This is a genomic window from Acinetobacter sp. TW_SC_4 (genome assembly GCF_054861205.1).
In genome coordinates this window covers 1,103,773-1,126,836 of sequence record NZ_CM142174.1, presented here as the reverse complement: position 1 = coordinate 1,126,836, position 23,064 = coordinate 1,103,773, and the positions used below count along the sequence as shown (strand labels likewise).

23 protein-coding genes and 1 pseudogene are annotated in these 23,064 nt (G+C 41.4%); 11 read left to right on the top strand and 13 right to left on the bottom strand.

The features are described from left to right. Positions 1-96: 96 nt before the first annotated feature. On the bottom strand, positions 97-438 hold the full coding sequence (gene grxD / locus ACWM1W_RS05330; RefSeq protein WP_004782624.1) for a Grx4 family monothiol glutaredoxin: 342 nt from the start codon (positions 436-438) through the stop codon (positions 97-99). Positions 439-598: 160 nt separating this feature from the next. Here grxD and ACWM1W_RS05325 point away from each other — a divergent pair, with 160 nt between their 5' ends. Then, complete coding sequence (locus ACWM1W_RS05325; RefSeq protein ID WP_214001398.1) at positions 599-1,810, top strand: aspartate aminotransferase family protein; 1,212 nt, start codon at positions 599-601, stop codon at positions 1,808-1,810. Positions 1,811-1,867: 57 nt separating this feature from the next. Here ACWM1W_RS05325 and ACWM1W_RS05320 read toward each other — a convergent pair whose 3' ends face one another. From ACWM1W_RS05320 to surE, 3 genes are all read right to left on the bottom strand, one after another. Next, on the bottom strand, positions 1,868-2,797 hold the full coding sequence (locus ACWM1W_RS05320) for a LysR family transcriptional regulator (RefSeq protein ID WP_214001399.1): 930 nt from the start codon (positions 2,795-2,797) through the stop codon (positions 1,868-1,870). A 91-nt stretch (positions 2,798-2,888) separates the two neighbouring features. Beyond that, a complete protein-coding gene (locus ACWM1W_RS05315) occupies positions 2,889-3,728 on the bottom strand; it encodes a peptidoglycan DD-metalloendopeptidase family protein (RefSeq protein ID WP_214001400.1) in 840 nt (279 codons plus the stop codon). 107 nt (positions 3,729-3,835) lie between these two features. Further along, positions 3,836-4,612 carry a 5'/3'-nucleotidase SurE gene (surE, locus tag ACWM1W_RS05310; RefSeq protein WP_214001401.1) on the bottom strand — a complete coding sequence of 259 codons (777 nt, stop codon included), beginning with the start codon at positions 4,610-4,612 and terminating at the stop codon, positions 3,836-3,838. 108 nt (positions 4,613-4,720) lie between these two features. On the opposite strand from surE, the gene ACWM1W_RS05305 reads away from it, so the two are divergent. From ACWM1W_RS05305 to ACWM1W_RS05290, 4 genes are all read left to right on the top strand, one after another. After that, positions 4,721-5,092 carry an MCR_0457 family protein gene (locus ACWM1W_RS05305; RefSeq protein WP_004782632.1) on the top strand — a complete coding sequence of 124 codons (372 nt, stop codon included), beginning with the start codon at positions 4,721-4,723 and terminating at the stop codon, positions 5,090-5,092. A gap of 160 nt (positions 5,093-5,252) precedes the next feature. Beyond that, positions 5,253-5,633, top strand: a complete 381-nt coding sequence (locus ACWM1W_RS05300; protein ID WP_214001402.1) for an MCR_0457 family protein — start codon at positions 5,253-5,255, stop codon at positions 5,631-5,633. Positions 5,634-5,761: 128 nt separating this feature from the next. After that, complete coding sequence (gene dacC, locus ACWM1W_RS05295) at positions 5,762-6,910, top strand: D-alanyl-D-alanine carboxypeptidase PBP5/6 (protein ID WP_214001403.1); 1,149 nt, start codon at positions 5,762-5,764, stop codon at positions 6,908-6,910. A gap of 103 nt (positions 6,911-7,013) precedes the next feature. Then, a complete protein-coding gene (locus ACWM1W_RS05290; protein WP_214001404.1) occupies positions 7,014-7,544 on the top strand; it encodes a gamma carbonic anhydrase family protein in 531 nt (176 codons plus the stop codon). 39 nt (positions 7,545-7,583) lie between these two features. On the opposite strand, the gene ACWM1W_RS05285 is transcribed toward ACWM1W_RS05290, so the two are convergent. Further along, positions 7,584-8,099 carry a DUF1543 domain-containing protein gene (locus ACWM1W_RS05285; RefSeq protein ID WP_005234992.1) on the bottom strand — a complete coding sequence of 172 codons (516 nt, stop codon included), beginning with the start codon at positions 8,097-8,099 and terminating at the stop codon, positions 7,584-7,586. Positions 8,100-8,456: 357 nt separating this feature from the next. Between ACWM1W_RS05285 and ACWM1W_RS05280 the strand changes: the two are divergent. Further along, positions 8,457-10,039: pseudogene (locus ACWM1W_RS05280) on the top strand (ATP-binding cassette domain-containing protein). A gap of 66 nt (positions 10,040-10,105) precedes the next feature. Here the strand turns inward: ACWM1W_RS05280 and ACWM1W_RS05275 are convergent. Beyond that, a complete protein-coding gene (locus ACWM1W_RS05275) occupies positions 10,106-12,040 on the bottom strand; it encodes an acyltransferase family protein (protein ID WP_034170032.1) in 1,935 nt (644 codons plus the stop codon). Positions 12,041-12,311: 271 nt separating this feature from the next. Between ACWM1W_RS05275 and ACWM1W_RS05270 the strand changes: the two genes are divergently transcribed. The 5 genes from ACWM1W_RS05270 to ACWM1W_RS05250 all read left to right on the top strand — a co-directional run bounded on the left by ACWM1W_RS05270 (position 12,312) and on the right by ACWM1W_RS05250 (position 16,857). Beyond that, positions 12,312-12,797: an NUDIX hydrolase gene (locus ACWM1W_RS05270; protein WP_034170033.1), complete on the top strand. Its 486-nt coding sequence runs from the start codon at positions 12,312-12,314 to the stop codon at positions 12,795-12,797. A gap of 4 nt (positions 12,798-12,801) precedes the next feature. Beyond that, positions 12,802-13,941 carry a tRNA 2-thiouridine(34) synthase MnmA gene (gene mnmA, locus ACWM1W_RS05265; protein WP_005234972.1) on the top strand — a complete coding sequence of 380 codons (1,140 nt, stop codon included), beginning with the start codon at positions 12,802-12,804 and terminating at the stop codon, positions 13,939-13,941. Between the two features lie 7 nt (positions 13,942-13,948). Continuing rightward, the gene (gene hflD, locus ACWM1W_RS05260; RefSeq protein ID WP_005234970.1) at positions 13,949-14,680 is read left to right on the top strand and encodes a high frequency lysogenization protein HflD; all 732 of its coding nucleotides are present in this window, start codon (positions 13,949-13,951) and stop codon (positions 14,678-14,680) included. A 57-nt stretch (positions 14,681-14,737) separates the two neighbouring features. Next, complete coding sequence (purB, locus tag ACWM1W_RS05255; RefSeq protein ID WP_034170034.1) at positions 14,738-16,126, top strand: adenylosuccinate lyase; 1,389 nt, start codon at positions 14,738-14,740, stop codon at positions 16,124-16,126. Between the two features lie 89 nt (positions 16,127-16,215). After that, entirely contained in the window at positions 16,216-16,857 is a 642-nt protein-coding gene (locus ACWM1W_RS05250) for a DUF2238 domain-containing protein (RefSeq protein ID WP_005234963.1), read from the top strand. A gap of 62 nt (positions 16,858-16,919) precedes the next feature. On the opposite strand, the gene ACWM1W_RS05245 is transcribed toward ACWM1W_RS05250, so the two are convergent. The 7 genes from ACWM1W_RS05245 to pstC all read right to left on the bottom strand — a co-directional run bounded on the left by ACWM1W_RS05245 (position 16,920) and on the right by pstC (position 23,003). Next, entirely contained in the window at positions 16,920-17,156 is a 237-nt protein-coding gene (locus tag ACWM1W_RS05245) for a hypothetical protein (protein ID WP_005234962.1), read from the bottom strand. Positions 17,157-17,183: 27 nt separating this feature from the next. Next, positions 17,184-17,645, bottom strand: coding sequence for a hypothetical protein (locus ACWM1W_RS05240; protein ID WP_005234958.1), 462 nt, complete (start codon positions 17,643-17,645; stop codon positions 17,184-17,186). A 107-nt stretch (positions 17,646-17,752) separates the two neighbouring features. Continuing rightward, positions 17,753-18,715, bottom strand: coding sequence for a protease SohB (gene sohB / locus ACWM1W_RS05235; protein ID WP_005234956.1), 963 nt, complete (start codon positions 18,713-18,715; stop codon positions 17,753-17,755). Positions 18,716-18,853: 138 nt separating this feature from the next. Next, positions 18,854-19,096 carry a hypothetical protein gene (locus ACWM1W_RS05230; protein WP_034170036.1) on the bottom strand — a complete coding sequence of 81 codons (243 nt, stop codon included), beginning with the start codon at positions 19,094-19,096 and terminating at the stop codon, positions 18,854-18,856. A 202-nt stretch (positions 19,097-19,298) separates the two neighbouring features. Further along, complete coding sequence (gene pstB, locus ACWM1W_RS05225; protein WP_208462061.1) at positions 19,299-20,222, bottom strand: phosphate ABC transporter ATP-binding protein PstB; 924 nt, start codon at positions 20,220-20,222, stop codon at positions 19,299-19,301. Between the two features lie 13 nt (positions 20,223-20,235). Beyond that, positions 20,236-21,627: a phosphate ABC transporter permease PstA gene (pstA, locus tag ACWM1W_RS05220; protein WP_005234946.1), complete on the bottom strand. Its 1,392-nt coding sequence runs from the start codon at positions 21,625-21,627 to the stop codon at positions 20,236-20,238. Continuing rightward, positions 21,624-23,003, bottom strand: coding sequence for a phosphate ABC transporter permease subunit PstC (pstC, locus tag ACWM1W_RS05215; RefSeq protein WP_005234942.1), 1,380 nt, complete (start codon positions 23,001-23,003; stop codon positions 21,624-21,626). The genes pstA and pstC overlap by 4 nt, the downstream gene beginning before the upstream one ends. Positions 23,004-23,064: the final 61 nt, after the last annotated feature.

Genomic DNA, 23,064 nt, shown 5'->3' with positions numbered 1-23,064 from the left:
AGAAGATTAATTCTGCCCCCCTTTCTCACTATTCACCCATAAAAAAAGCGCTTCTTTCGGAAGCGCTTTTTCACATCTATCAGTTTAATCCAAGGATTAAGCTTCAGGTGCTGGACTGTATTGTTCTACTAAAGGCTGTAACTCACCTTTTTGGAACATTTCTAGGATGATGTCACTACCACCGATCAATTCACCATTGATCCAAAGTTGTGGGAATGTCGGCCAGTTCGCAATTTGTGGCAGAGTTGCACGAATATCTGGGTTTTCCAGAATATTAACATAAGCAAATGGACGACCAATTTGACTGAGTGCTTCTACCGCACGTGCAGAAAAACCACATTGTGGAAATTGTGGTGTGCCTTTCATATAAAGAAGTACTGCGTGCTTGGCAATTTGGTCACGAATTAACGCTTCGGTATCGCGTGCTTGTTCAGTCATTGATAAATCCTCAACTAATCTGTCTCGCATTATACCCAAAACAGAGAAAAACAGTACGTCTAAAGTAATAAATCCATTTTTATTTACAATTACCCTTTAAATCTGACCAAGTTTTTGCTTATATAAGTTTTTCTTTCCACCTAACAGTAAAGAGTTAGTCATGAACAATATTACCCTCGCTCCGGTACAAACTGATCAACCTTCACATTTGATGCCAGTCTTTGGTCGTCAACCGATCAGCTTTGTCCGAGGACGAGGTGCATATCTTTATACCGAAGATGGTACAGAGTATTTAGATGCCTTAACTGGGATCGCCGTTTGCGGTTTGGGTCATGCTCATCCAGTGATTGCTGAAGCAATTGCGGAACAGGCTGCAACCCTGATTCATACCAGTAACCTGTTTGAAGTGCCTTGGCAAACTGCTGCAGCACAGAAACTGGCTGAAGTCGCTGGCATGGAAGAAGTTTTCTTCTCCAACAGTGGTGCAGAATCGAATGAAGGTGCGATCAAAATTGCGCGTAAATTCGGTCATATGCAAGGTATTGCGTCACCAAAAATTATTGTAGCTGACAAATCTTTTCATGGCCGTACGCTGGCAACCCTGTCTGCAACCGGTAACAAAAAAGTTCAACAAGGCTTTGGTCCATTGGTTGAAGGCTTTATTCGTGTACCTTTTGGTGATATTGAAGCCATTGAAGAAGCTGCAATTAACCATCCGGATATCGTGGCTATTCTGGTTGAACCGATCCAGGGTGAAGGTGGTGTCAATACAGCACCGCAAGGCTTTAGTTACCTGGAAGAAATCCGTCAGATCTGTAATCAGCACAACTGTTTGATGATGCTGGATGAAGTACAAACAGGTAATGGCCGTACCGGTAAATATTTTGCTTATCAGCACACCAATATTGTGCCCGACGTATTGACGACTGCTAAAGGTCTGGGCAATGGCTTCCCAATTGGTGCCGTGATGACTCAAGGTCGTGGTGTCGGTGTTTTAACTGCGGGGAATCACGGTTCGACTTATAGCGGTACTGCATTGGGTTCACGCGTGGTTTATACCATCATCGATATTATGCAAAAAGAAAATATCGTAGCCAATGCCGCTGAAAAAGGTGCATATATTGTTGAGCAGTTACGTAACCAGCTTGCAGATCATCAAGTGACTATACGCGGATTCGGTCTGATGATTGGGATTGAGTTGCCTAAAGATTGTGGTGAGCTGGTGGATATTGCACGCGATGAATACAAAACCATTATCAACGTGACTGCAGGTAATGTCGTTCGTCTGTTGCCTACCCTGAATATTACACAGGAACAGGCCGATCAACTGATCGAGCGTTTAGTGAAAATGATCAAGGCCTACCTTGCTTAAGTCTATCTTGAAAAACAAAAAAGCCGCTTTAAAGCGGCTTTTTTGTTTATAGGGAATTTATGATGCGACTTGCAACAAACGTCCACCAGAGATCTGGCTAAAATATTGTTTCAATGCATCCAGACAGCGCAGGACTTTAGTCGGTTGCTGTTCTCGATTAGGTATAACTGCATAAAGGGTGACTGGCGGAAGTTTCCATTCAGGCAAGACTTCAATCAGTGAACCATTTAATAAATCTTTTTTAACATCAAGATATAAAATCTTGGCAACCCCGTTGCCTTGCAGGCACATGGCTTTTGCAACCAAGCTGTTATTGGTACTAAAGCGTGAGCTTAGTTCAAATTCAACCTTTTCTGTGCTATGCACATGCTGAAAACTGAAATTCTGATGATTTTTAATATGCGTTAAAGGCAAAACATCATGGTGTTTCAGGTCTTCAGGACGCGAGATAATTGCGGTCTGGTTAATATAGCTTGGCGCAGCAACAAGAATCTGTTCAATCTGCATTAATGGCACAACCTGAAGGTTGTGGTCATCATCGTTCTGGTCAAATCGCAGGGCAATATCAATGCGCCCTTCCAACAAATCAACCTCATGATTGTTTGTTTCCAGGTGGACTGTCAGGCCACGGTGTGCGGACATCCAGTGAGAAAGTGCAGGAATCACATGGTTCGCGCACACTTCCGGTAAGGATACAATACGAAGTTCACCAACAAGATCGTCACGTAACTCGTTAATGCGAACCTTTCCACGCTCAGCAGCAGACAACATTTCCTGGCAGCTGTGAAAAAAAGCTTGTCCCGCTTCGGTCAGACTTAATTTTCTCGTAGAACGATTTAGAAGTACAACTTCCATATCCTGTTCCAAAGAGCGAATTTGTTGACTCACGGCGCTGGTTGTAATCCCTAACTCACGTGCAGCACCGCTAAACGAGTTCTTTTCCACAACACAAGCAAAGACACCCATTGCTCGAAGTTGATCTAACATAAATTCCCCTCTAAACTTATGAGATGCTTCATCTTTTGATAAAAGCAACTCATTGTATTATACGGTGAAATTTACGTTTTGCATTATTTATTTAATTATTTGGTAAAACTGTTGTTGGATTAATCGGTTTTCCGTCTAAGCGAACCTGAAACTCAAGCATAGTGCGGGTTGTACCAGTCGCCCCCATCTCGGCAATTTTTTGACCAGCCGTTACATTTTGGCCACTTTTCACGCTTAATTTACTGTTATGCGCATAAGCGGTGATATAGCCATTAATATGTTTAACTAGTACCAGATTACCATATTCCTTCAGGCCATCTGCTGCATATACCACCTGCCCATCTGCTGCAGCAAAGACCGGATCTCCGACATTACCGCCATAACGGGTACCTTTGATATTTGCAGCCAGATCATAGTTTTGTAATACCGGACCATTTGATGGCTTGACCCAACGTAATCCTGCTGCTGTCGATACTGGGGTAATCGGTGCAGAAGTAGTGGTGGCAGGTTTTGGCGTAGTCTTAACAGTTGTTGGAGCGGGAGTGGTTGGCGCTGGAATCGCAATCGTTTGACGCTGAATCGGTGAAACTTGGGTAACAGGTTGAGTCGCGGTAGTACGGCGAGCGGTAGTGTTATTTTTCAGGCGAATCGACTGACCCACATAAATACGATACGGCGGAGCAATATCATTCATCTCTGCCACACTGATATAGCTCAGACCATAACGTGCAGCAATGCCACTCAAAGTATCCCCAGAGCGTACCGTATAGAAGTCAGGCGCTGCGGCATAGCGGGTCATATTATTGACCTGAGGTTTAGTGGCACAACCAGTAATAATCATTGTGGAAACAACCACAGTGGACAAAACCAGAGTTTTGATGAAGCTGGATGGTGAAGCATGAATGAAGTATTTCGGTGACACCAAGGACATTATCTTCCTCTCTAACATCTATACGGTTGCAAAAACCCAGTAAGATTAGCAAAGTTTTACTACAATATACTTGTAAGCTTTCATTTTTCACAAACTTATAACATTCATTAGATTTTATTTAGAATCTGGGCTTGCAAAGTGTGAAGTGTGTCATAGTTTGTGGCATCCATCTGAATTGGCGTCACGCTTACATAGCCATTGGCAATTGCGAAAAAGTCTGACTCGATTTCAGTTCCTTTATGTTTTGGCATTGCGACTGCTTCACCCGATAGCCCAATCCAGTAAACCTGACGACCACGTGGATCTACATGACTGGTAATCGGCTTGGACTGGCTACGGCGACCCTGAAAGGTCACTTTAGTTCCTTTCAGCTTAGCCACATCAGGAATATTCACATTAAAAATATGACGCTCAGGCAAAGTCGGCAAACCTGCCGCAATAAAATCATGTACCCATTGCGCTGCAATGCGATAATCTTCTGGCAAGGTATAAGATCGAACATTTTGCCCACATAGAGAAACTGCCAATGCAGGTTGTTTGGCCAGACGACCTTCAAATGCGGCACCCACCGTCCCTGAGTACAGCACATCATCTCCCAGATTGGCACCACTGTTAATGCCGCTGACCACCAGATCGAATTCAACATCAAATAAACCATTCATGGCCAGATAAACACAATCTGCTGGCGTACCATTCACTGCCCATACATCGGGAGAAATCTGGATTGGTCTTAATGGTCGGTCTAAAGTGAGTGCACTGGAAAATCCGCTACGTTCACTTTCCGGAGCTACCACCACAACGCGTCCTAAAGGTCTCAAGGCCTGCGCCAATGCCTGTATACCCGGTGCAAAAACACCATCATCATTTGAAATTAATATATTCACTGCAAAATCTCGTTGAGCTAAAAAATGACTCGCTAGGACATTTCATTGTATTAGTTCAGGAATTATATATATTTGTAGCACGATATCCATTAATACATATGGCTTAAGATGATGAAAAAATTCTCTCTTTGGGGTACTTTGGCTTTAAGTTTGGCAACTTTTGTTTCTCCTGCAGTTATTGCCAATGATTTGACAGCTGAAGAAAATGACATGATCGTGAAAGAAGATGTTGCGTCTGCACAGGTAATGATTGAAGTATGCCCAGGCATTATTGGTCAGAATGCAAAATTCGATACAACGATTCAGCAGCTGATTCAATCTTATCTAAAAGAATACTCTGACAAGTCGATGACCTATCAAAAACTTCAGGCAGACAGTGAATACAAGACTGTGCTTGAAGAAGCACGTCAAGGTGCAAAACAGACTGCAAAAGACGAACAAAAAACAGCGTGTGAAGATGTTTTAGCCTATCAGGAATAAGGTTTTTCTCACTAAAATGAGACGATGCCAGCATCGTCTTTTTTTCTCTTACACATTTCTTCATAATTCTACAGCTTCACTACATTTCCCCTCTTTTCAATTTTAAAAATATCTTTAAGCTAACAAATTATTGTTCTACATGTAATTTTTGAGTTTTTTGATGAAACATACATTAGTTAAAAGTTTAAGTTTATCTGTTGTTGCTGGTATGACACTTTGGGGCAGCTCGGTTTATGCAGCAAATGAAAATATTGAAGTCACCCCGAGTCAGGAAATCACCAAGCAAGAATTAGCTGCAATTTATGTCCTTTCTGAAATTTGCCCAAGCATGGTCAAAGACAAAGCAAAATTCAATCAGGGTTATAACCAGCTCGTAACTGAATATTTGCCGGGTCAAAAAAATCCGGTAGAACGCCTGAACCAGATGGTAAAACAGTCAGATTTCCGTAACATTCTGGCTGAAGCACAGAGCGATGCCAAAAAGGCTGGCAAGAAAAAGAATCAGGCCATTTGCAATGAGTTGGTGAGCTACAGTAAATAATCCACTTTTTGAGTGATTGCTTACAATACTTTTGAAATAACCCCGGGTTTCCCATAGAAGTCAGCCTAGCTTTGTCCTAAAATGCTAGGCTCTTCGTGCTTACATCAAGATATTGGAACCCACTAGAAATGACCCAAAAAACTGCCCTTGCTGCATTATTATTAATTCCTAGTTTTAGCTTTGCAGCAACTGTCTTATCTGCACCACCAGAATTGAATAATAAATCTTATGTGCTAATGGACTACGAGACAGGGCAAATTCTCGCATCAAAAAATGAAAATGAAAAATTAGCCCCTGCTTCAATGACCAAGATGATGACCAGTTACATCATCGAGCAGAAGTTATTAAGTGGTGAGCTGACTGAAGATGAACAGGTTCGCATGAATGAATCTGCATGGTGCCGTGGTAGCAGTGCAGAATCATGTATGTATGTACCTTTAAACGGTACGGCGACTGCACTAGAAATGTTGCGTGGGATTATTATCCAGTCTGGTAATGATGCGTCTAAAGCGATGGCTGAACATATTGCAGGGAACGAGGGTACCTTTGCACATATGATGAACCAGGAAGCGAAACGGATCGGCATGACTAATACCAGCTTCATCAACTCGACTGGTATGCCAGCTGAAGGCCATTATTCGACAGCGAAAGATATGGCAACTTTGGCTCAGCACATCATTAAAGACAGTTCAAAATACTATCCAATTTACTCTGAAAAAGAATTTACTTTTAACGGGATTAAGCAAGGTAACCGTAATGCCCTGCTCTATACTGATCCAAGTGTAGATGGTCTGAAAACTGGTCACACCGATGAAGCCGGTTACTGCTTAACGACTTCTTCAAAACGTGGTCCGACTCGTCTGATTTCAGTGATTTTCGGTGCACCAACCATGAATGAACGTGCATCACAAACACGTGAACTTCTGGCTTGGGGTTATGCAAACTTTGAAACCAAAAATGTTCAGCCAGCTAAACAGGTTCTAGCCAAGTCTAAAGTCTGGTTTGGTAAGGAAAATGAAGTTCAGATCGGTCTTGCAGAAAACTTTAACGTGACTATGCCTAAAGGTCAGGCCAATGCCATTAAAACTCAATTGGTCGTTCAGCCTAAACTGACTGCACCTTTACAACCAGGTCAAGTCGTAGGTAAATATGTGGCGACTTTAAACGGCAAAGTGATTGCTGAGAAACCACTTGTTGCACTAAAAGCAGTTGAAGAAGCTGGCTTCTTTGCTCGTTTGCTGGATCATATCAAACAATTTTTTAGTAACCTGTTCTAATATTTATTATCAATATTAGATCTTACTAAAGCGAAAGCACACATTCATCGAATGTGTGCTTTTTTATTTTATAATACTTATAAACTTTCAGGATTATACTGACATGAGCCAAAACATTCGCCCTTATCTGGATACTCGCCCGCAAGTCGCTGACTCCTGTTATATCGATCCGATGGCGGTGGTCGTAGGTGATGTTGTTTTAGGCGAAAATGTATCTGTATGGCCTTTTGCTGTAATTCGTGGTGATGTGAATCATATTCGTATTGGCAAGAATTCGAATGTACAGGATCATTCCATGTTGCATGTGAGTCATAAAAAGGCGGATAAACCTGAAGGTTCACCACTGATTATTGGTGAAGATGTGACAATTGGTCATCATGTAAAATTACATGGCTGTACCATTGGTAATCGTGTTTTAGTGGGTATCGGTACAATTATTCTGGATGATGTAGTTGTTGAAGACGATGTGATGATTGGAGCAGGTTCACTGGTACCACCGAATAAGGTATTAGAAAGTGGATACTTGTATGTAGGCAGTCCAGTCAAAAAAGTGCGTCCACTGACTGAAAAGGAAATAGCTTTCTTGCCTTATTCAGCACAGAATTATGTGAAAGTCTCAGGTTATTACAAATAAATCGACAAACTAAGGCTACTTTATGTAGCCTTATCTTAATTAAGGAATAACCACATAATCGTTCTTAAAACTATTGGCTTCAAAGTCTCCCTCTACTAGATGCACAAATTTCTGGTCAATCTTGTTCAGTTCTAAGCAATCATCCACATCAATCACGGCATCGGTATGAGGTTTAAACCAAGTTTTTTCAATGGCCAGCTTGCCTTGTGCTTTAGCCTCAGTCTTATTTTTTGCAGCAACTACCAGATATTTATGGATTTCACCAAACTGATCTGGCACATAAGCACCCAGATTGATCAGGAATAGTTTTAAATCCTGTTTTACAGGTATGTCCGTCACCTGAACCTGATAATTCAGATCCTGATAGTTGACACCATTGATCGTCATCCAACCATCGACATGCAGGCCTTTTTGTAAACCAAACCATTGCTGCTTCAAATATGGGAAAGCTGTCTTAATATCTGAACTAATGACCGGAATTACGTCATGTACTTCTACATTGGCTTTTTCATGCTTTCCGCCCAATAAAGCAATGTAGAGCTTGAGTTCAGACATAAAAAAATCCTTTAAAAGCAAAATAGAGAAGACTTTAGCCGCATAGTATAAATGAAACTTACTCGTTCCACTTCAAGTCAATCATCTCATATTCTTAAAATCCTGAAATTCACTTAAATCAGCATCAATACAGTGGATAAACAATCCTAATTTGATCTATTTTTAAGCAAGCTTATTTATATTAAAATAAGGTCCGAACTCCCCTTCTCTTATAAATGAGTCACGCCAATGAAGTAAGTCTATTTTTCTCATCAACGATTATTTTTAGATTGATGTGCAAAATAGATCGTCTGGCTTGATCTTTTCTAGAAAAAATCTCTTGTTTATTTTGTGCATCCTGTATTTATGAGGTTATTTATGACTCAACAGGCATGTGTAATATCCAATCTGACTTTAGAATTCCCGTCCAAAGTCATATTTCAGAATTTAAATTTTACCCTTCCTAAAGCTCAGGTCAGCGCTTTAATAGGCCGTAATGGACAAGGTAAGTCTTTGCTCATGCAGCTTTTGCATCAGACTCAGTATTCTACTCCACATTGCTCAGGTAAAGTTTCCTGGCAAATGCATAATGCCTATCTACCACAATTGCATCGGTTAAAGGCAGCCACAATTGCTGAAGCACTCGAAGTAAGTCAATTACATCGTGCTTTTAAAAATGTTGAACATGGTACAGTCAGTTTCGAGGATTATGAGCTACTTGAGGATAGTTGGCACTTGCCGCATGAATGGCAGCAACTGTTGAGCTCAGCACAATTACCCACCGATCTGGACTTTCCTGTGCAATATTTGAGTGAGGGCCAAAAGACCAAACTTGCTTTATGTAGCTTGTTCTTAAAGCCTGAATATTATTTATTGCTGGATGAACCGACTAACCATCTGGATTGTGAAGCACGAACATGGTTAATAGAGCATTTAAAATTACATCCTGCTGGTGCGTTGATCATTAGTCATGACCGGACTTTACTAGATCAGGTTGATCATATTTATTATTTAAATGAGTATGGATTACAGCACTCTACTGGAAACTATGCGGAGTTTTTTGAACAGTATCAGAAAAATGTCGCTTCACTCGAACAGTCAATTCAACAGAGTCAGCGTGATATTAAACAGATGAAGCACAAGCAGCATGACGTTTTAATGAAAGTATAAAAGCAGGAACATGCCGGAAACAAATTACGTGATTCGAATTCCCAAGCCAAAGTGCTTTTAGACTTTAAAAAGAACAGGCTGGTCAAAGTGTAGGGAAAGTTCAGGCACAGCACCAACGGCAAATTTCGAATGAACAATCTGAATTAAAAGTTCAAAAGCAGCGACTTAAAAAGATAAAACCTCAGCTATTTCAATTTCCAGACCTTAAACTACAGTCTGGTGAAATTCTGCGGGTTAAACACTTAAAGCTTCTTTTTGGTACTCCATAGCCTGTGAATCTTGCTTTAAGTGCAGGTGAAAAAATCCATATTGTAGGCCGAAACGGAAGTGGTAAATCCACTTTGCTGAAACTGACCGCCCTACAAAAGCAGCAACCTCTCGATCAAATCTTTTTGGCACGAAACTGTTTTTATCTGGATCAAAATTTTAGTTTTCTCAATGAAGCACTAAGTGCAATTGAAAATTTAAGGCAGATGAATCCTGATATTCCGGAAGTGAAATGGTGTAATTTATTGGGCCAACTTAGAATTCGTGGTGATAAAGGTACTTATCCTTTGCCTCAGTTAAGTGGTGGTGAAAAGCTGAAAGTGGCGTTACTAGGTCTCAGCCAAGTCTCTCCTCAACCCGAACTTTTATTATTGGATGAGCCAGAAAATCATCTGGATATTGAGTCTAAAGCTTCGTTGGCAAGTGCAATTCGGTCTTATAAAGGCGCTATGATTTTAGTTTCACACGATGAACAGTTTGTGCGTGATTGCGGGATCACTGAAGTGTTCAATATGAATGAATAATTTTGATTAAACTTATATACGTAAAAGCCACCTCAATGGGTGGCTGATCAATCATAGGAAATAAGCTTATTGTTTTGTGGTCACATCCTGAGAATATAAATTTAATAAGTATTTTGACAGTATGGTATTCCCCACAAATAAAGAGCCTGATTCACTTAGGTGCCCATAATCCACCTGAAGCAGGTCTTCTCCTTGAGCTGCCCGAATCCGACATTTGTATTGCTGCTGCACATCATCTTTTTTACATAGATGATCAATGAGGGATATATAGGTAATTCCCTGAGGATATTGTAATTTTTTCATTTTCTCGTCTACCTGAACTGCTCTTAAATCCAGTCCGGCATCAAATATAAAATCTTCAGCACTATTCCAGTTTTTCGGTTTCACCATCACTTTAGGAAGCGAAGGTTTCCATTGCGAAATTGGCCCCACAATGACGATATTAGATACGCCAAGCTGAAGCAAACTTTTCCCGATATTTTCCCAATTGGTTTCATCGTGTTTCAGGGCTTGAGTGATAACCACAATTTTGGGTTTCAGTTCTGCGATGCTCTTTAGTGCCAGTTTATTGGAATAGTCACAGGCTTCTTTATAAGCTCCTTTATGATAGTTGATCTCGGTCAGCGATGCCCGGCAAATGGAGGAGGTTTTCTGATAAAAAGGGATATCATTGGATTTCAGTAATGTCCTCAGCCCTAAAGAAAGTGCCTCAGCATGAGAATCTCCCCATAAGAACACCCCACCTTCCTTTTGTTTCGTGATACAGATTGGATCAGGATCATAACTATTATGCTCAGTCAGGCTCACGTAAGTATCACATTTCAGCCAGTATGCATCCCTTAAATTTTTGAATTTCTCATTATAATAATCTAAAAATTTTGCCTGTTCTGAGGCTGCACCTTGGCGCAGATCTGTATTAAAACCATTAAATATATTTAAAGTAACGCCTAAGCTCATGAGCACTAGAGAAAAATAAAGCGGTTTTATACGATAAATATCTTTCCACTGATGATATGAAGGTAATTTAATCTGCTCAATATACTTATAGCTCAGAAAACCTAACCCTATAGAAAGTGCTATTCCGGCATACACATAATACTCAGGCAATGAGTAGATATAGATCAGCACAACCAAAGGCCAGTGCCATAGGTAAATAGAATAAGACCAAGTCCCCAGCTTTTGAAATACAATATTATTGGTAAGAACACTGTCATGTCGATGTGCCTGAATCATCAGGAAGGTACCGGTAACAGGAAAAACTGCCAGATAACCAGGCCACAAGTCTTCTGCAGAAATGAAGAAATAGGATCCCAGAATAAGTGCCAATCCCGTTCCTTCCAGCAACCTTTTCTTATTTTCCTGCAAGGCCAAAGGGTAAAGATAAGCAATTCCCCCGATCATCATTTCCCAGGCTCTGGTAGGTAACAGGAAATAAGCGGGATTTGGCCATTTGTAGGTAGCGATCACAGATAGAATGAATCCTAAAATCGTTCCTGCCAGCAGCATAAATTTCATGGTCTGGATAGACATGAACTTGCGCATGGCAATGAGAACGAGCGGATAAATCATATAGAATTGCCATTCGACGGAAAGTGACCAGGTATGTAATAACCACTTTTCGTGAGTGCCTGCCTCAAAGTAACCGGATTCCTTCCAGTAACTGATATTGGATAAAAAAGTCATGCTACTCGCGGCATGCTTACCCAATAACTTGTAATCAAAAGGCGTCAGATAAAACCAGCCAAAAATCATTAATACCAGACACAGCACGGCCAAAGCTGGAATAATCCGATTCGCACGAGCCACATAAAATTTCAGAATAGAAAATTTTTCATGTTCTAAATCTTTAAATATGATTCCAGTCATTAAAAAACCTGAAATCACAAAGAAGACATCTACTCCAACAAAACCGCCAGGCATCCATGCCGCATTAAAATGAAATAGCATGACTGCAATCACGGCAATTGCTCTGAGGCCATTGATGTCTGTTCTGAATTTCATTGGAGTCCTGTCCTATAAAGCCTGTTATTTATTTTAATTGTTATGAAATACTGCTAATTTTTATTAAATTTTATTTTAAATCAAATTCTTATATTAAAGCGTAGAATGCAAATATTGCTGTTTTAGTATTTTATGCACTCATTATATTCTACGCTTTCTTTTTCGCCAAATACCTTTATTGTTAATCATCTAAATTAAAATCCCGAGTATCAACATAGCCACCGCCGCCTAAATTTTGTAGAATACAGTTTTTATTCCATGGTGCTCCTCTATGATCGCTTGGACTGCTCACGTCACTGTCGCAACTATCGTCGAAAAAAATGGAAAATTCCTGTTCGTTGAAGAACATACTGAAGGTGTCATCCATACCGTATTCAATCAGCCGGCAGGCCATGTGGAGGCAGGTGAAACCATTGTCGAAGCAGCCATTCGTGAAACCATAGAAGAAACCGGTTATCAGGTCAATGTTACTGATCTGATCGGCATCTATACCTATACCCCGCCGATGTTCCCGGATCGTACCTATTTCCGTTTCTGCCTGAGAGCAGAAGCCGTCAGCCATGATGAAAATGCTGAACTGGATACCGGTATTGTCGGTGCAGTCTGGATGACGCTGGATGAACTGGTTGAAACCGCACGTGCTCGCAGCCCATTGGTGATTAAAGCCGTGCAGGATGCCCAAGCTGGCAAACACTATCCTTTATCGCTCATTTACGAGCACCAAAATTCTCCCTTAATTTTAAATTTGGATGCCTAATCCTATGCAACAACGTGTCATCGTCGGTATGTCTGGTGGTGTAGATTCATCTGTGTCTGCAGCTCTCCTCCTTCAACAGGGTTATCAGGTTGAAGGTCTTTTCATGAAAAACTGGGAAGAAGATGACGGCACAGAATACTGTACGGCAATGGAAGATCTTGCCGATGCACAAGCCGTTTGCGACAAGATCGGGATCAAACTGCATACCGCCAACTTCGCGATGGAATACTGGGATCGCGTGTTCGAGCATTTTCTGGCTGAATATACTGCTGGCCGTACCCCAAACCCGGATATTTTGTGTAATAAAGAAATCAAATTCCGAGCCTTCCTGGATCATGCGATCAATCTGGGCGCTGACTTTATCGCGACTGGTCACTACTGTCGTCGCGGCAAAACCATGACCAATTCGCGCGGTGAGCAATATGCCCAATTACTGCGTGGTTATGACAATAATAAAGACCAGACTTACTTCCTGCATGCGGTCCATGGTCGTGAAATTAATAAGACCCTGTTCCCTGTCGGCGAAATTGAAAAACCGCAAGTCCGTAAAATTGCAGAAGAATTAGGTCTGGCAACAGCGAAGAAAAAAGATTCTACGGGTATCTGTTTTATTGGTGAACGTCGCTTCAATGACTTCTTAAAGCAATATTTGCCGGCGCAACCTGGAAAAATCGTGCTGGAAGATAGCAAAGAGGTTGGTGATCATCACGGCTTAATGTACTATACGCTCGGCCAACGTGGCGGGATCGGTATTGGCGGTATGAAAGGCGCGGAAGAGGGTGCCTGGTTTGTACTGCATAAAGATATTGAAGGTAACCGTCTGGTGGTGGGTCAAGGTCATGAACATCCACTGATGCACAGTACCATATTGTGGTCTGAAGCGATTGACTGGGTAGCCGGTGAACAGGATATTCCTGAAACAGGTTTCCGCTGTACGGCAAAAACCCGCTACCGTCAGCCTGACCAAGCGTGTACTATTTTCAAGGATCCAGAAACACCAAATGGTGTTCGTGTTGAATTTGATGAGTCGCAACGTGCAGTGACCCCGGGTCAAAGCGTTGTATTCTACTCAGGTGAAGTTTGTTTAGGTGGTGGCGTGATTCATCATACCAATGCGCCTAAACCTGATTTTATTAAAGGATGATTTCGGTATGACGGAGTTACCGTTTCAACAAGCCACAACGTTGAATGTTCGTCAAAATCGTGCGTTGGCGCTAGCGGGGGTTTTTCAGGCCACCCAGCTGACGCATATGACTGCATTGACGGGACAGCAAAGCATTGGTGAAAGCGGTAATTTCTATTTTGAACAGTTGATTAAAGCCAGTTTAAATATCCGTCCAAGTGGCAAGTTAAATGCCCAGACCTTAGACTTCTTTAATCAGCTGGCCGATATTTCCCTCGGTTTAAAAACCCTGGAAAGCAGCATTACCCAACCTTTTAATACTTCCCCAAAATCCAGACTTCCAAAACTTTCATCGACCAAGCTTCCAATGTCCTATGCCATGGCACTTCTTCAGTTAGAAAAGAAGGTCTATAGCAATACCAAGTTTGTTGAAATCATCGAACAATCCCAGCAAAAAATCCTCAGACAGCTCTCCTTCTTCGATAACAATTACATGCACCCCAGCATCATTGCCAATCTCGCTCAGACCTATGTCGATACCGCCGGCCAGATCAATCCGCGGATCATGGTGCGTGGCAATGCTGAAGCCTTTAAAGATTCCGGTCATACCAACCGCATCCGTGCTTCACTCTTTACTGGACTGCAAATGGCGCACTTATGGCGTCAGCTTGGCGGCAGTTCATGGGGCATGATTTTTGGCAAGCGCAAGTTGCTACAGGATATCCAAAATCTCGCGCGCTTACAGTTTCAGGTGATCTAAACCATGTTGTTGTACGCGCACCGTTTTTCGTTTAATTCCAAAATTTAGGGAATCGATATGAACGCTTTAACTGCACTTTCTCCATTAGATGGACGCTACGCTAGCAAATGTGATGCGCTGCGCCCTTTTCTTTCTGAGTTTGGTCTGATCCATGCTCGTGTGACTGTTGAAGTGCGTTGGTTACAAGCGCTTGCCAACCGTCCTGAAATCACTGAAGTGCCAGCGTTCTCATCTGAAACCAATGCTGCACTTGATGCGATTGTTGCCAGCTTCTCTGAAGAAGATGCCAACCGCATTAAAGAGATCGAACGTACTACGAACCACGACGTGAAAGCGGTTGAATATTTCCTGAAAGAAAAAATTGCAGGCATTGAAGAACTGAAAAATGCAGGCGAATTCATTCACTTTGCATGTACTTCTGAAGACATCAATAACCTGTCTCATGCATTAATGCTGAAAAGCGGTCGTGATGTACTGGTTGAGTCTATGCAACAAATCATTGATTCAATTGTTGCATTGGCTGAGAAACATGCTGACCAACCAATGTTGTCTCGTACACATGGTCAAACAGCGAGCCCAACAACTTTGGGTAAAGAAATGGCGAACGTGGCTTACCGTCTTGCCCGTCAAATCAAACAGTTCAAGCAAGTTGAGCTACTGGGCAAAATCAATGGCGCAGTGGGTAATTACAACGCGCATCTTTCAGCTTACCCAGACATCAACTGGCCTGCGCATTCACAAGCATTTGTTGAATCTTTAGGTTTGACTTTTAACCCGTACACCACCCAGATCGAGCCACATGACTACATGGCGGAACTGTTTGATGCGCTGCGTCGTTTCAATACTATCCTGATCGATTTCAACCGTGACGTTTGGGGTTATATCTCACTTGGTTTCTTCAAACAAAAATTGAAAGAAGGCGAAGTGGGTTCTTCAACCATGCCGCACAAAGTTAACCCGATTGATTTCGAAAACTCAGAAGGTAACTTGGGTATTGCCAATGCAGTTCTTGCGCATCTAGGTGAAAAACTGCCTATTTCTCGCTGGCAGCGTGACCTGACTGACTCAACTGTTCTTCGTAACATGGGTGTAGGTTTTGCGCAAAGCTTGATCGCGTTTGAAGCTTGCTTAAAAGGCGTGGGTAAACTTGAACTGAATGCTGCACGTATTGATGAAGACTTAGACAATGCTCAAGAAGTCTTGGCTGAACCAATTCAAACGGTTATGCGTCGTTATAATGTTGAAAAACCATATGAAAAATTAAAAGCACTGACTCGTGGTCAAGCCATGACTCGCGACATGATGGTTGATTTCGTAAACGGTAACGAATTAGAAGCTGTTCCTGCAGCGGATCGTGCTCGTTTGGCTGAAATGACACCTGCAACATATACAGGTAATGCATCTGAACAAGCAAAACAAATTAAAGACTTAATCGCTAAAATCTAATTTAGACAATTAAGACCAAAAGCGAAGCTCCGGCTTCGCTTTTTTATTTATAATCATGTCTAACTTTAAGAAAAATGATATAGAAATAGATGATGGATCATCGATTAAGCAGCAAACATTTTGTTAGTTTAGGGATTTTGGCAATTGCGATTATCTTTGCCAGTATTCAACCTTTAGAAATGGAATCTTATCTGCTCCATCAAACAGGTACGGTTTTTATGATCGTTATGTTGATCTTGTGCCTGTATAAAATCGGATTGAGCTTCTTCAGTTTCAACCTTTATCTGGCTTTTCTGCTGATTCATGTGGTTGCTGCACATTATCTGTATTCTTATGTACCTTATAATGAATGGACTCAGACACTCTTTGGCTTTGACCTGAATGCTGCCATGGGCTGGTCACGCAACATGTTTGACCGTTTTGTGCACCTGGCTTTTGGTCTTTTACTCTACCCGGTATTTTACCGGTTGTTTCAGGTCTGGCTGCCGCAGCAGAAACCTGTGGTCATTTTCCTGCTGGTGATTCAGTTTGTGGTGGCCAGCAGCATGCTCTATGAATGGCTGGAATGGCTGATTGCCATTGGTCTATCTCCTGAGGAAGCTGAAAACTATAATGGACAACAAGGTGATATGTGGGATGCACATAAAGATATTTTGCTGGCAACCATTGGCGCTATATTTACGGGGAGTATCATGCTATTACAAAAAAAGCCCATAGAAGCAAGCTCTTAAACTCAGCATCTCATTGAATTAAAGTGTGTCATCACAAATTTAATGAGCTGCATATTTTTCAATTATGGAAGTGGGCAATATCGCATCCAATCATCTTTCATTTTTTGCAATTCATGACCCGTCAATATCTCGCTGTAATAAATAAAATAGGTGGCATCAGGATATTGAATCTCATGGCGGAACATCATGCCACGCAGTGACACAGATAACTCCTCAGGAAAATCCTCTAAATTCAATTCTTCAAACTCGTAATTAAAATAACAATTTTGCGTTGCAAGATATGCTTCAGCGACAGCCATGTTTCTGCTCTAACAGTAAAATATGCTTTATTTTATATGATTTACCTCAGTGCTGGTCGGCATTTCAGTGGGGTCAATCCATTTAACAAACTTAGATTTTGACAAGTGTGGGTATTTAAACTTATCTAAATACTCAAAACAGACCCTTTGCCCTTTCGGCATTTTCTCAAAATGCTGATCGAAATATAAATAACGACTATACTTGGCACCATTGAAGCGAATGATCACGCTTTCATGCTGAGTTCCACCTCGAGTTTTATATACCTGATAAGACTGCACCACACCACATTCTTTCGATGAAGTAACGGGTGGATTATTTGGCTTTAAAACACCATATAATAGAAAAATACATGCACCAGGTAGAAAGCTCAGCCAAAACAGAATCTTCTTCGAATCATTATTTATGAGTTTGGCTTCAGCATAGAGCATACATAACATCGGAATAAACACGATGTTAAAGAATCCCAATAATAAAATAAACGTGAGCATATGAGCCTAGACTTAACCAAAGTACTTCACTTATATCATAATGATTTGATTTCAAAAATAAAAAAGCCCACCAAGTGAGCTTTCCATATCATTTTTAGAGCAATAAATTAAAGTTTCGGATCACGCATCTGAACCAGATTTGAATTGGCTTTGGTTAGCGTATCTACCACTTTATCCATCACCGCGGGGATAAAAGAATCTGCGATTTGTGCTGCTTGCAAACCTAGTTTTTCGCCCAGCGTTGGTTTTTTACGGGTCTGGATTAAATACACATCATGTTGCGGTAAAAGACCTAGCAGATATTCATCAGAAGTTTGCAGTTTATCTACCAGATTCAGGTCTAGGGCATCCTGACCATACCAGTGTTCACCCGTTGCCACTTTTTCAACATTTAACTGTGGACGATATTTTTCCACGAAGTGTTTAAATAAGGCATGTGTCTGTTGCAATTCTTCTTCAAACTTGGCTTTGCCCTCTTCGGTATTTTCACCAAACATGGTCACCGTACGTTTATATTGACCCGCAGTATAAAGTTCAAAATCGATCTTGTTTTCTTTCAGTAGACGGTTAAAGTTTGGCACCTGTGCCACTACCCCAATTGAACCCACAATCGCAAACGGTGCAGAAAGCACTTCATTTGCAATACACGCCATCATATAACCGCCACTGGCTGCAACTTTATCGACACAGATGGTCACATGAAAACCCGCTTCACGTAAGCGCACCAGCTGCGCAGCTGCAAGACCATAACCATGTACCATACCACCCGGACTTTCTAAACGTACAATGACACGATCACGACCAGCTTTGGCTGTAGATAGAATCAGGGTAATTTCTTCACGCAAGCTTTCTACTGCTGACGCAGCCATATCACCTTTAAAATCGAGTACATAGATTTTCTGGTTAGTTTTCTTACGCGCACGCGCTTCTTTTGACAATTGCTGGCTCAATTGCAAAAGTTCCAGTTTAGACGACGTTGTTTGCGCTATTTTTTTTCGTTGCTCATTAATGCGCGCATTCAAATGACTAATACGGATTTCAGCGGGTAATTTGGGGGTATGAAATAACATAAAAATCGGGTCTCAATTATTTATATAGGTTTCAATTTAAGATAAGGTCAAATGAATTTTTTTCAATAGAATATTGTTGTTTAATTGCTGAAACTGAGCAGTATCCATATGGTCTTAGTAAGGCAAAAATAATTCGCACTATAGAAAATTAATACCATGTTGATAACCTGCCCAGACAATAACTCCTAGCAATATAGCAGAATTCGTATATAAGGCTTTTTCCTGCTTTTTGAAATAGAAATTCAAACTGAGTCCATACAGCAATCCAATCAGTATATAAAACATTCTGCCGCCTTGTAATTGATGCCACAGACCACCGATGCTTAAACTTAATGCGATCAGCAGCATCAGAAAAACTGACATCGTTTTGAGTGTTTCCATAGCGGATGCAACCTTTTCTTAACATCTATCTTTTGACAGCTCTGCCATGTCAAAGACGGCATATTCTATAAGAATTTCGGGCACAATAGGATTCGGTTTATTTTTCCACATTTCACTGATTAAATTGATATATCTTATTCTTTCGTTACTTTTGGATATAAAAAAAGAGCTTTTTAGCCCTTCTTTCTTGAGATAAAACTTCTTAACCAAAACGCCCGGTAATATAGGCTTCTGTAAGCTGATGGTCAGGCTGAGTAAAGACTTTCTCGGTCGAGTTGACTTCAATCAGATCACCTAAATGGAAATAAGCAGTCCGATCAGAGACTCGCGCTGCCTGCTGCATGGAGTGAGTCACAATAGCAATGGTGTATTGGGTTGAAAGTTCAGAGATCAGTTCTTCAACTTTAGCTGTTGCAATCGGATCGAGTGCTGAACAAGGTTCATCCATCAGAATCACTTCAGGAGAAACGGCAATCGTCCGTGCAATACATAAACGCTGTTGCTGTCCGCCCGACAACCCTGTACCCGGCTGATTTAAACGGTCTTTGACTTCATCCCACAGCCCTGCCTTACGCAAGCTGTTTTCTACGATTTCTTCCAGATCATATTTATCCCGTGCCAGACCATGCAATTTTGGTCCATAAGCGACATTATCAAAAATTGACTTTGGAAATGGGTTTGGCTTTTGGAAAACCATACCAACTTGTGCACGTAGTAACACCACATCTAGATTTGGATCATAGATATCTTGATTATCCATCATCACTTTACCTGTTACACGGCAGCTATCAATGGTGTCATTCATACGGTTTAAGGTACGTAAGAATGTTGACTTACCACAGCCAGATGGACCAATAAATGCAATCACTTCATTTGCATAAATATTTAGGTCAATTCCTTTAATGGCTTCACTCTCACCGTAGTAAACATGAACATCTTGTGTGCTAATTTTTACATCAGTAGGTTTGGCATCTTTCTTTTGACTTGTCTGTGTATCGAACTGAGACACAAACGAAGTCGATGGCTGTTTTTGACTGCCCTGAGCAGAGGTAAATTGCGTTGGTTCTGGATTCACGGACTTATCCTGTTCTAAGGAATTCTGTTCTAGAGTAATAACTGTATTCATATAATGCTCTCAATTACCAGCGTACTTCAAATTTCTTACGTAGCCAAATGGCTAGACTGTTTAAGCCAATCATCAGTGCAAGAAGTACAATAATCGCTGCTGCGGTACGTCCTTCGAAGAAGTTACGCAATTCATTCCCCTGCCATAAGAAAATCTGAACAGGTAAAGCAGTCGATTGATCAAGTGGCGTAGCAGGTACGTTTGCAACGAAGGCGCTCATACCAATGAGTAATAGTGGTGCTGTTTCACCTAAAGCTTGGGCAACACCAATAATACCGCCCGTTAAAATACCCGGCAAAGCCAATGGCAATACATGGTGGAAAACTGTTTGTAAGCGTGATGCACCTAAGCCTAAAGCGGCTTGGCGAATCGAAGGTGGAACGGCTTTTAAAGATGCACGCGTTGTAATAATTACGGTTGGTAGTGTCATTAAACTTAAGACCAAACCACCCACAACAGGTGCAGAAAGTGGCATATGCATCCAACCAATAAAGATTGCTGCACCCAACAAACCAAATACGATCGATGGTACTGCTGCAAGGTTATTGATGTTGACTTCAATAATGTCAGTAATCCAGTTTTTCGGTGCAAATTCTTCAAGGTAAATAGCAGATGCCACACCAATTGGAATAGACAACACAATCACAATCAGCATCATAAATAGCGAGCCCATAAATGCGCCTGCTAAGCCAGAAGTTGCTGGTGAACTACGTGAATCTGGATTTTTAAAGATTTCTGTATTGAAGCTATTCGTGATTACACCATCGGCTTTTAACTGATCGGCCAATTGACGTACTTCAGGGCTCAGCTGTTGCTGTTCATCTGGAAGACTACGGTCAATATTACCTGCTAACCATACATCGACATTCGCATCAGCTAAAATTCTGAAGTCCTGCGTTTTACCAATCAGTGACGGATCTTTCATCACCATATCACGTAAGCGATAAGCTTCGGAACTGGTGTAAATACTATTCAACTCATCACTTTGATTTGCAATTTCAGGTGCTTTTTTAACAATGCCATTAACAATGAGCGCATCCCAATCCACCATACCCATTTCAGTTTGCCAAGCGATAAAACGCTCTTCAAACTGTGCAGGTGACTCACCTCCTTTTTGAACCGGTTTAGGACCGACTTGAATAATTGCTGGATCAAAAAACACTGGCACAGTCATGCTACTTTGCCAAAATGCAGGTAAGCCTTTTGCCAAGATACTGCCAAATAGCAAAGCAACAAATAATAAACCTGTAATGACCGCACCGAAGCCAAACATACGAAATGTCTTTTCTTTACGGTGACGCTTTGCCAATGAGCTTTCGATGATTTTTTTACGCTTTTCACGCTGCTCAGCAGCAGCTTGCGGATCGAATGTTTGATCCATATTTGATGTATTAATCGTACTCATTCGTATTGCTCACGGTATTTACGCACGATGTACAGCGCAACAATATTCAGACCTAAAGTAATTACAAACAGCGTTAAGCCCAATGCAAAAGCAACCAAGGCCTGAGGACTCGCAAAATCTGTATCACCTGTTAATTGATTCACAATGGTAATTGTGACTGTCGAAACCGCTTCGAGTGGATTGATATGTAACAGCGGACTATTACCAGCGGCTAGTACCACAATCATGGTTTCACCAATGGCACGTGATGCTGCAAGCAAGAACGCACCGATAATACCTGGCAATGCTGCTGGAATAACCACTTGGCGAATCGTTTCAGATTTTGTCGCACCTAATCCGAGTGAACCATCACGTAGTGCTCGTGGCACTTGAGTAATGATGTCATCTGATAATGAAGAGACAAATGGAATAATCATAATGCCCATGACAAAACCAGCGGTTAAGGCACTTGTCGCATTAATTTCGAGCCCAATCATTGCGCCTAAATCTTTAGCAAATGGACCAATGACCATTAAAGCAAAGACACCATAAACAATGGTTGGAATACCTGCCAATACTTCAATCGCAGGTTTTGCCCATGAACGAAAACTTGGTTTTGCATATTCAGCAAGATAGATCGCAATCATTAAACCAACAGGAACAGCTACCAATAATGCGATACCACTCACCATGAGCGTACCCCACAATAAAGGTAACAAGCCGTAACTGCCTTCTGCACTTCCCGAAGTACTAAAACCTGGGTTCCATTCAGTACCAAAGAAAAAATCGAGAGGATTAACAAAACTAAAGAAGCGCATTGCTTCACTAAACATCGACATGACAATACCGACAGTGGTCAAAATCGCCACGCCTGAACATAGTGCCAATGCTACATTTAAGACTTTTTCAACTTGATTTCGTGCACGATATTTTTCTGCAATGCGACGTTTAGCCATCACTAAACCAATCAATGCCGCACTTACAACAACTGCTAATTTCGCGAATGAACCAATGTTCTCAATTTTCTTTAACTGTTCTGCTGCTGCAAGTTCATAAGCAGCTGGTGTATCGCTCACCCCAAAACCCGAAGCCAATGCTTGTACACGCTCAACCATCACGCTTGTACTCGCCGGATCTAGCGTCGCACGAATTTGTTCAGGCACATGATTTAAAATGACTTGTTGAAAAATACTTGGTTCAACTAAATTCCAAACAATCAGAATTAAAAATGCTGGGATACCACACCACAACGCGACCAATGCACCATAGTAACCCGGTCGAGAATGCAGCATCGCTGAGTTATTCCCTTTACCTGCAAGTTTACGGCTCTTGGTTAAGCCAACTTGATAGGCAATGGCAATAATCGCCAGTAACACACCAATGAGGAGCAGATTCATGTAATCTCCACTGTTTCTTCAATTACACACTTTGAAAAAACGGTTTCTTTGCAAAAAAACC

Excerpts from the sequence above, each read along its gene's own strand:
- grxD (WP_004782624.1), bottom strand. The coding sequence starts at position 438 with ATGACTGAACAAGCACGCGATACCGAAGCGTTAATTCGTGACCAAATT.
- ACWM1W_RS05325 (WP_214001398.1), top strand. The coding sequence starts at position 599 with ATGAACAATATTACCCTCGCTCCGGTACAAACTGATCAACCTTCACAT.
- ACWM1W_RS05320 (WP_214001399.1), bottom strand. The coding sequence starts at position 2,797 with ATGTTAGATCAACTTCGAGCAATGGGTGTCTTTGCTTGTGTTGTGGAA.
- ACWM1W_RS05315 (WP_214001400.1), bottom strand. The coding sequence starts at position 3,728 with ATGTCCTTGGTGTCACCGAAATACTTCATTCATGCTTCACCATCCAGC.
- ACWM1W_RS05305 (WP_004782632.1), top strand. The coding sequence starts at position 4,721 with ATGATGAAAAAATTCTCTCTTTGGGGTACTTTGGCTTTAAGTTTGGCA.
- ACWM1W_RS05300 (WP_214001402.1), top strand. The coding sequence starts at position 5,253 with ATGAAACATACATTAGTTAAAAGTTTAAGTTTATCTGTTGTTGCTGGT.
- dacC (WP_214001403.1), top strand. The coding sequence starts at position 5,762 with ATGACCCAAAAAACTGCCCTTGCTGCATTATTATTAATTCCTAGTTTT.
- ACWM1W_RS05290 (WP_214001404.1), top strand. The coding sequence starts at position 7,014 with ATGAGCCAAAACATTCGCCCTTATCTGGATACTCGCCCGCAAGTCGCT.
- ACWM1W_RS05285 (WP_005234992.1), bottom strand. The coding sequence starts at position 8,099 with ATGTCTGAACTCAAGCTCTACATTGCTTTATTGGGCGGAAAGCATGAA.
- ACWM1W_RS05275 (WP_034170032.1), bottom strand. The coding sequence starts at position 12,040 with ATGAAATTCAGAACAGACATCAATGGCCTCAGAGCAATTGCCGTGATT.
- ACWM1W_RS05270 (WP_034170033.1), top strand. The coding sequence starts at position 12,312 with ATGATCGCTTGGACTGCTCACGTCACTGTCGCAACTATCGTCGAAAAA.
- mnmA (WP_005234972.1), top strand. The coding sequence starts at position 12,802 with ATGCAACAACGTGTCATCGTCGGTATGTCTGGTGGTGTAGATTCATCT.
- hflD (WP_005234970.1), top strand. The coding sequence starts at position 13,949 with ATGACGGAGTTACCGTTTCAACAAGCCACAACGTTGAATGTTCGTCAA.
- purB (WP_034170034.1), top strand. The coding sequence starts at position 14,738 with ATGAACGCTTTAACTGCACTTTCTCCATTAGATGGACGCTACGCTAGC.
- ACWM1W_RS05250 (WP_005234963.1), top strand. The coding sequence starts at position 16,216 with ATGATGGATCATCGATTAAGCAGCAAACATTTTGTTAGTTTAGGGATT.
- ACWM1W_RS05245 (WP_005234962.1), bottom strand. The coding sequence starts at position 17,156 with ATGGCTGTCGCTGAAGCATATCTTGCAACGCAAAATTGTTATTTTAAT.
- ACWM1W_RS05240 (WP_005234958.1), bottom strand. The coding sequence starts at position 17,645 with ATGCTCACGTTTATTTTATTATTGGGATTCTTTAACATCGTGTTTATT.
- sohB (WP_005234956.1), bottom strand. The coding sequence starts at position 18,715 with ATGTTATTTCATACCCCCAAATTACCCGCTGAAATCCGTATTAGTCAT.
- ACWM1W_RS05230 (WP_034170036.1), bottom strand. The coding sequence starts at position 19,096 with ATGGAAACACTCAAAACGATGTCAGTTTTTCTGATGCTGCTGATCGCA.
- pstB (WP_208462061.1), bottom strand. The coding sequence starts at position 20,222 with ATGAATACAGTTATTACTCTAGAACAGAATTCCTTAGAACAGGATAAG.
- pstA (WP_005234946.1), bottom strand. The coding sequence starts at position 21,627 with ATGAGTACGATTAATACATCAAATATGGATCAAACATTCGATCCGCAA.
- pstC (WP_005234942.1), bottom strand. The coding sequence starts at position 23,003 with ATGAATCTGCTCCTCATTGGTGTGTTACTGGCGATTATTGCCATTGCC.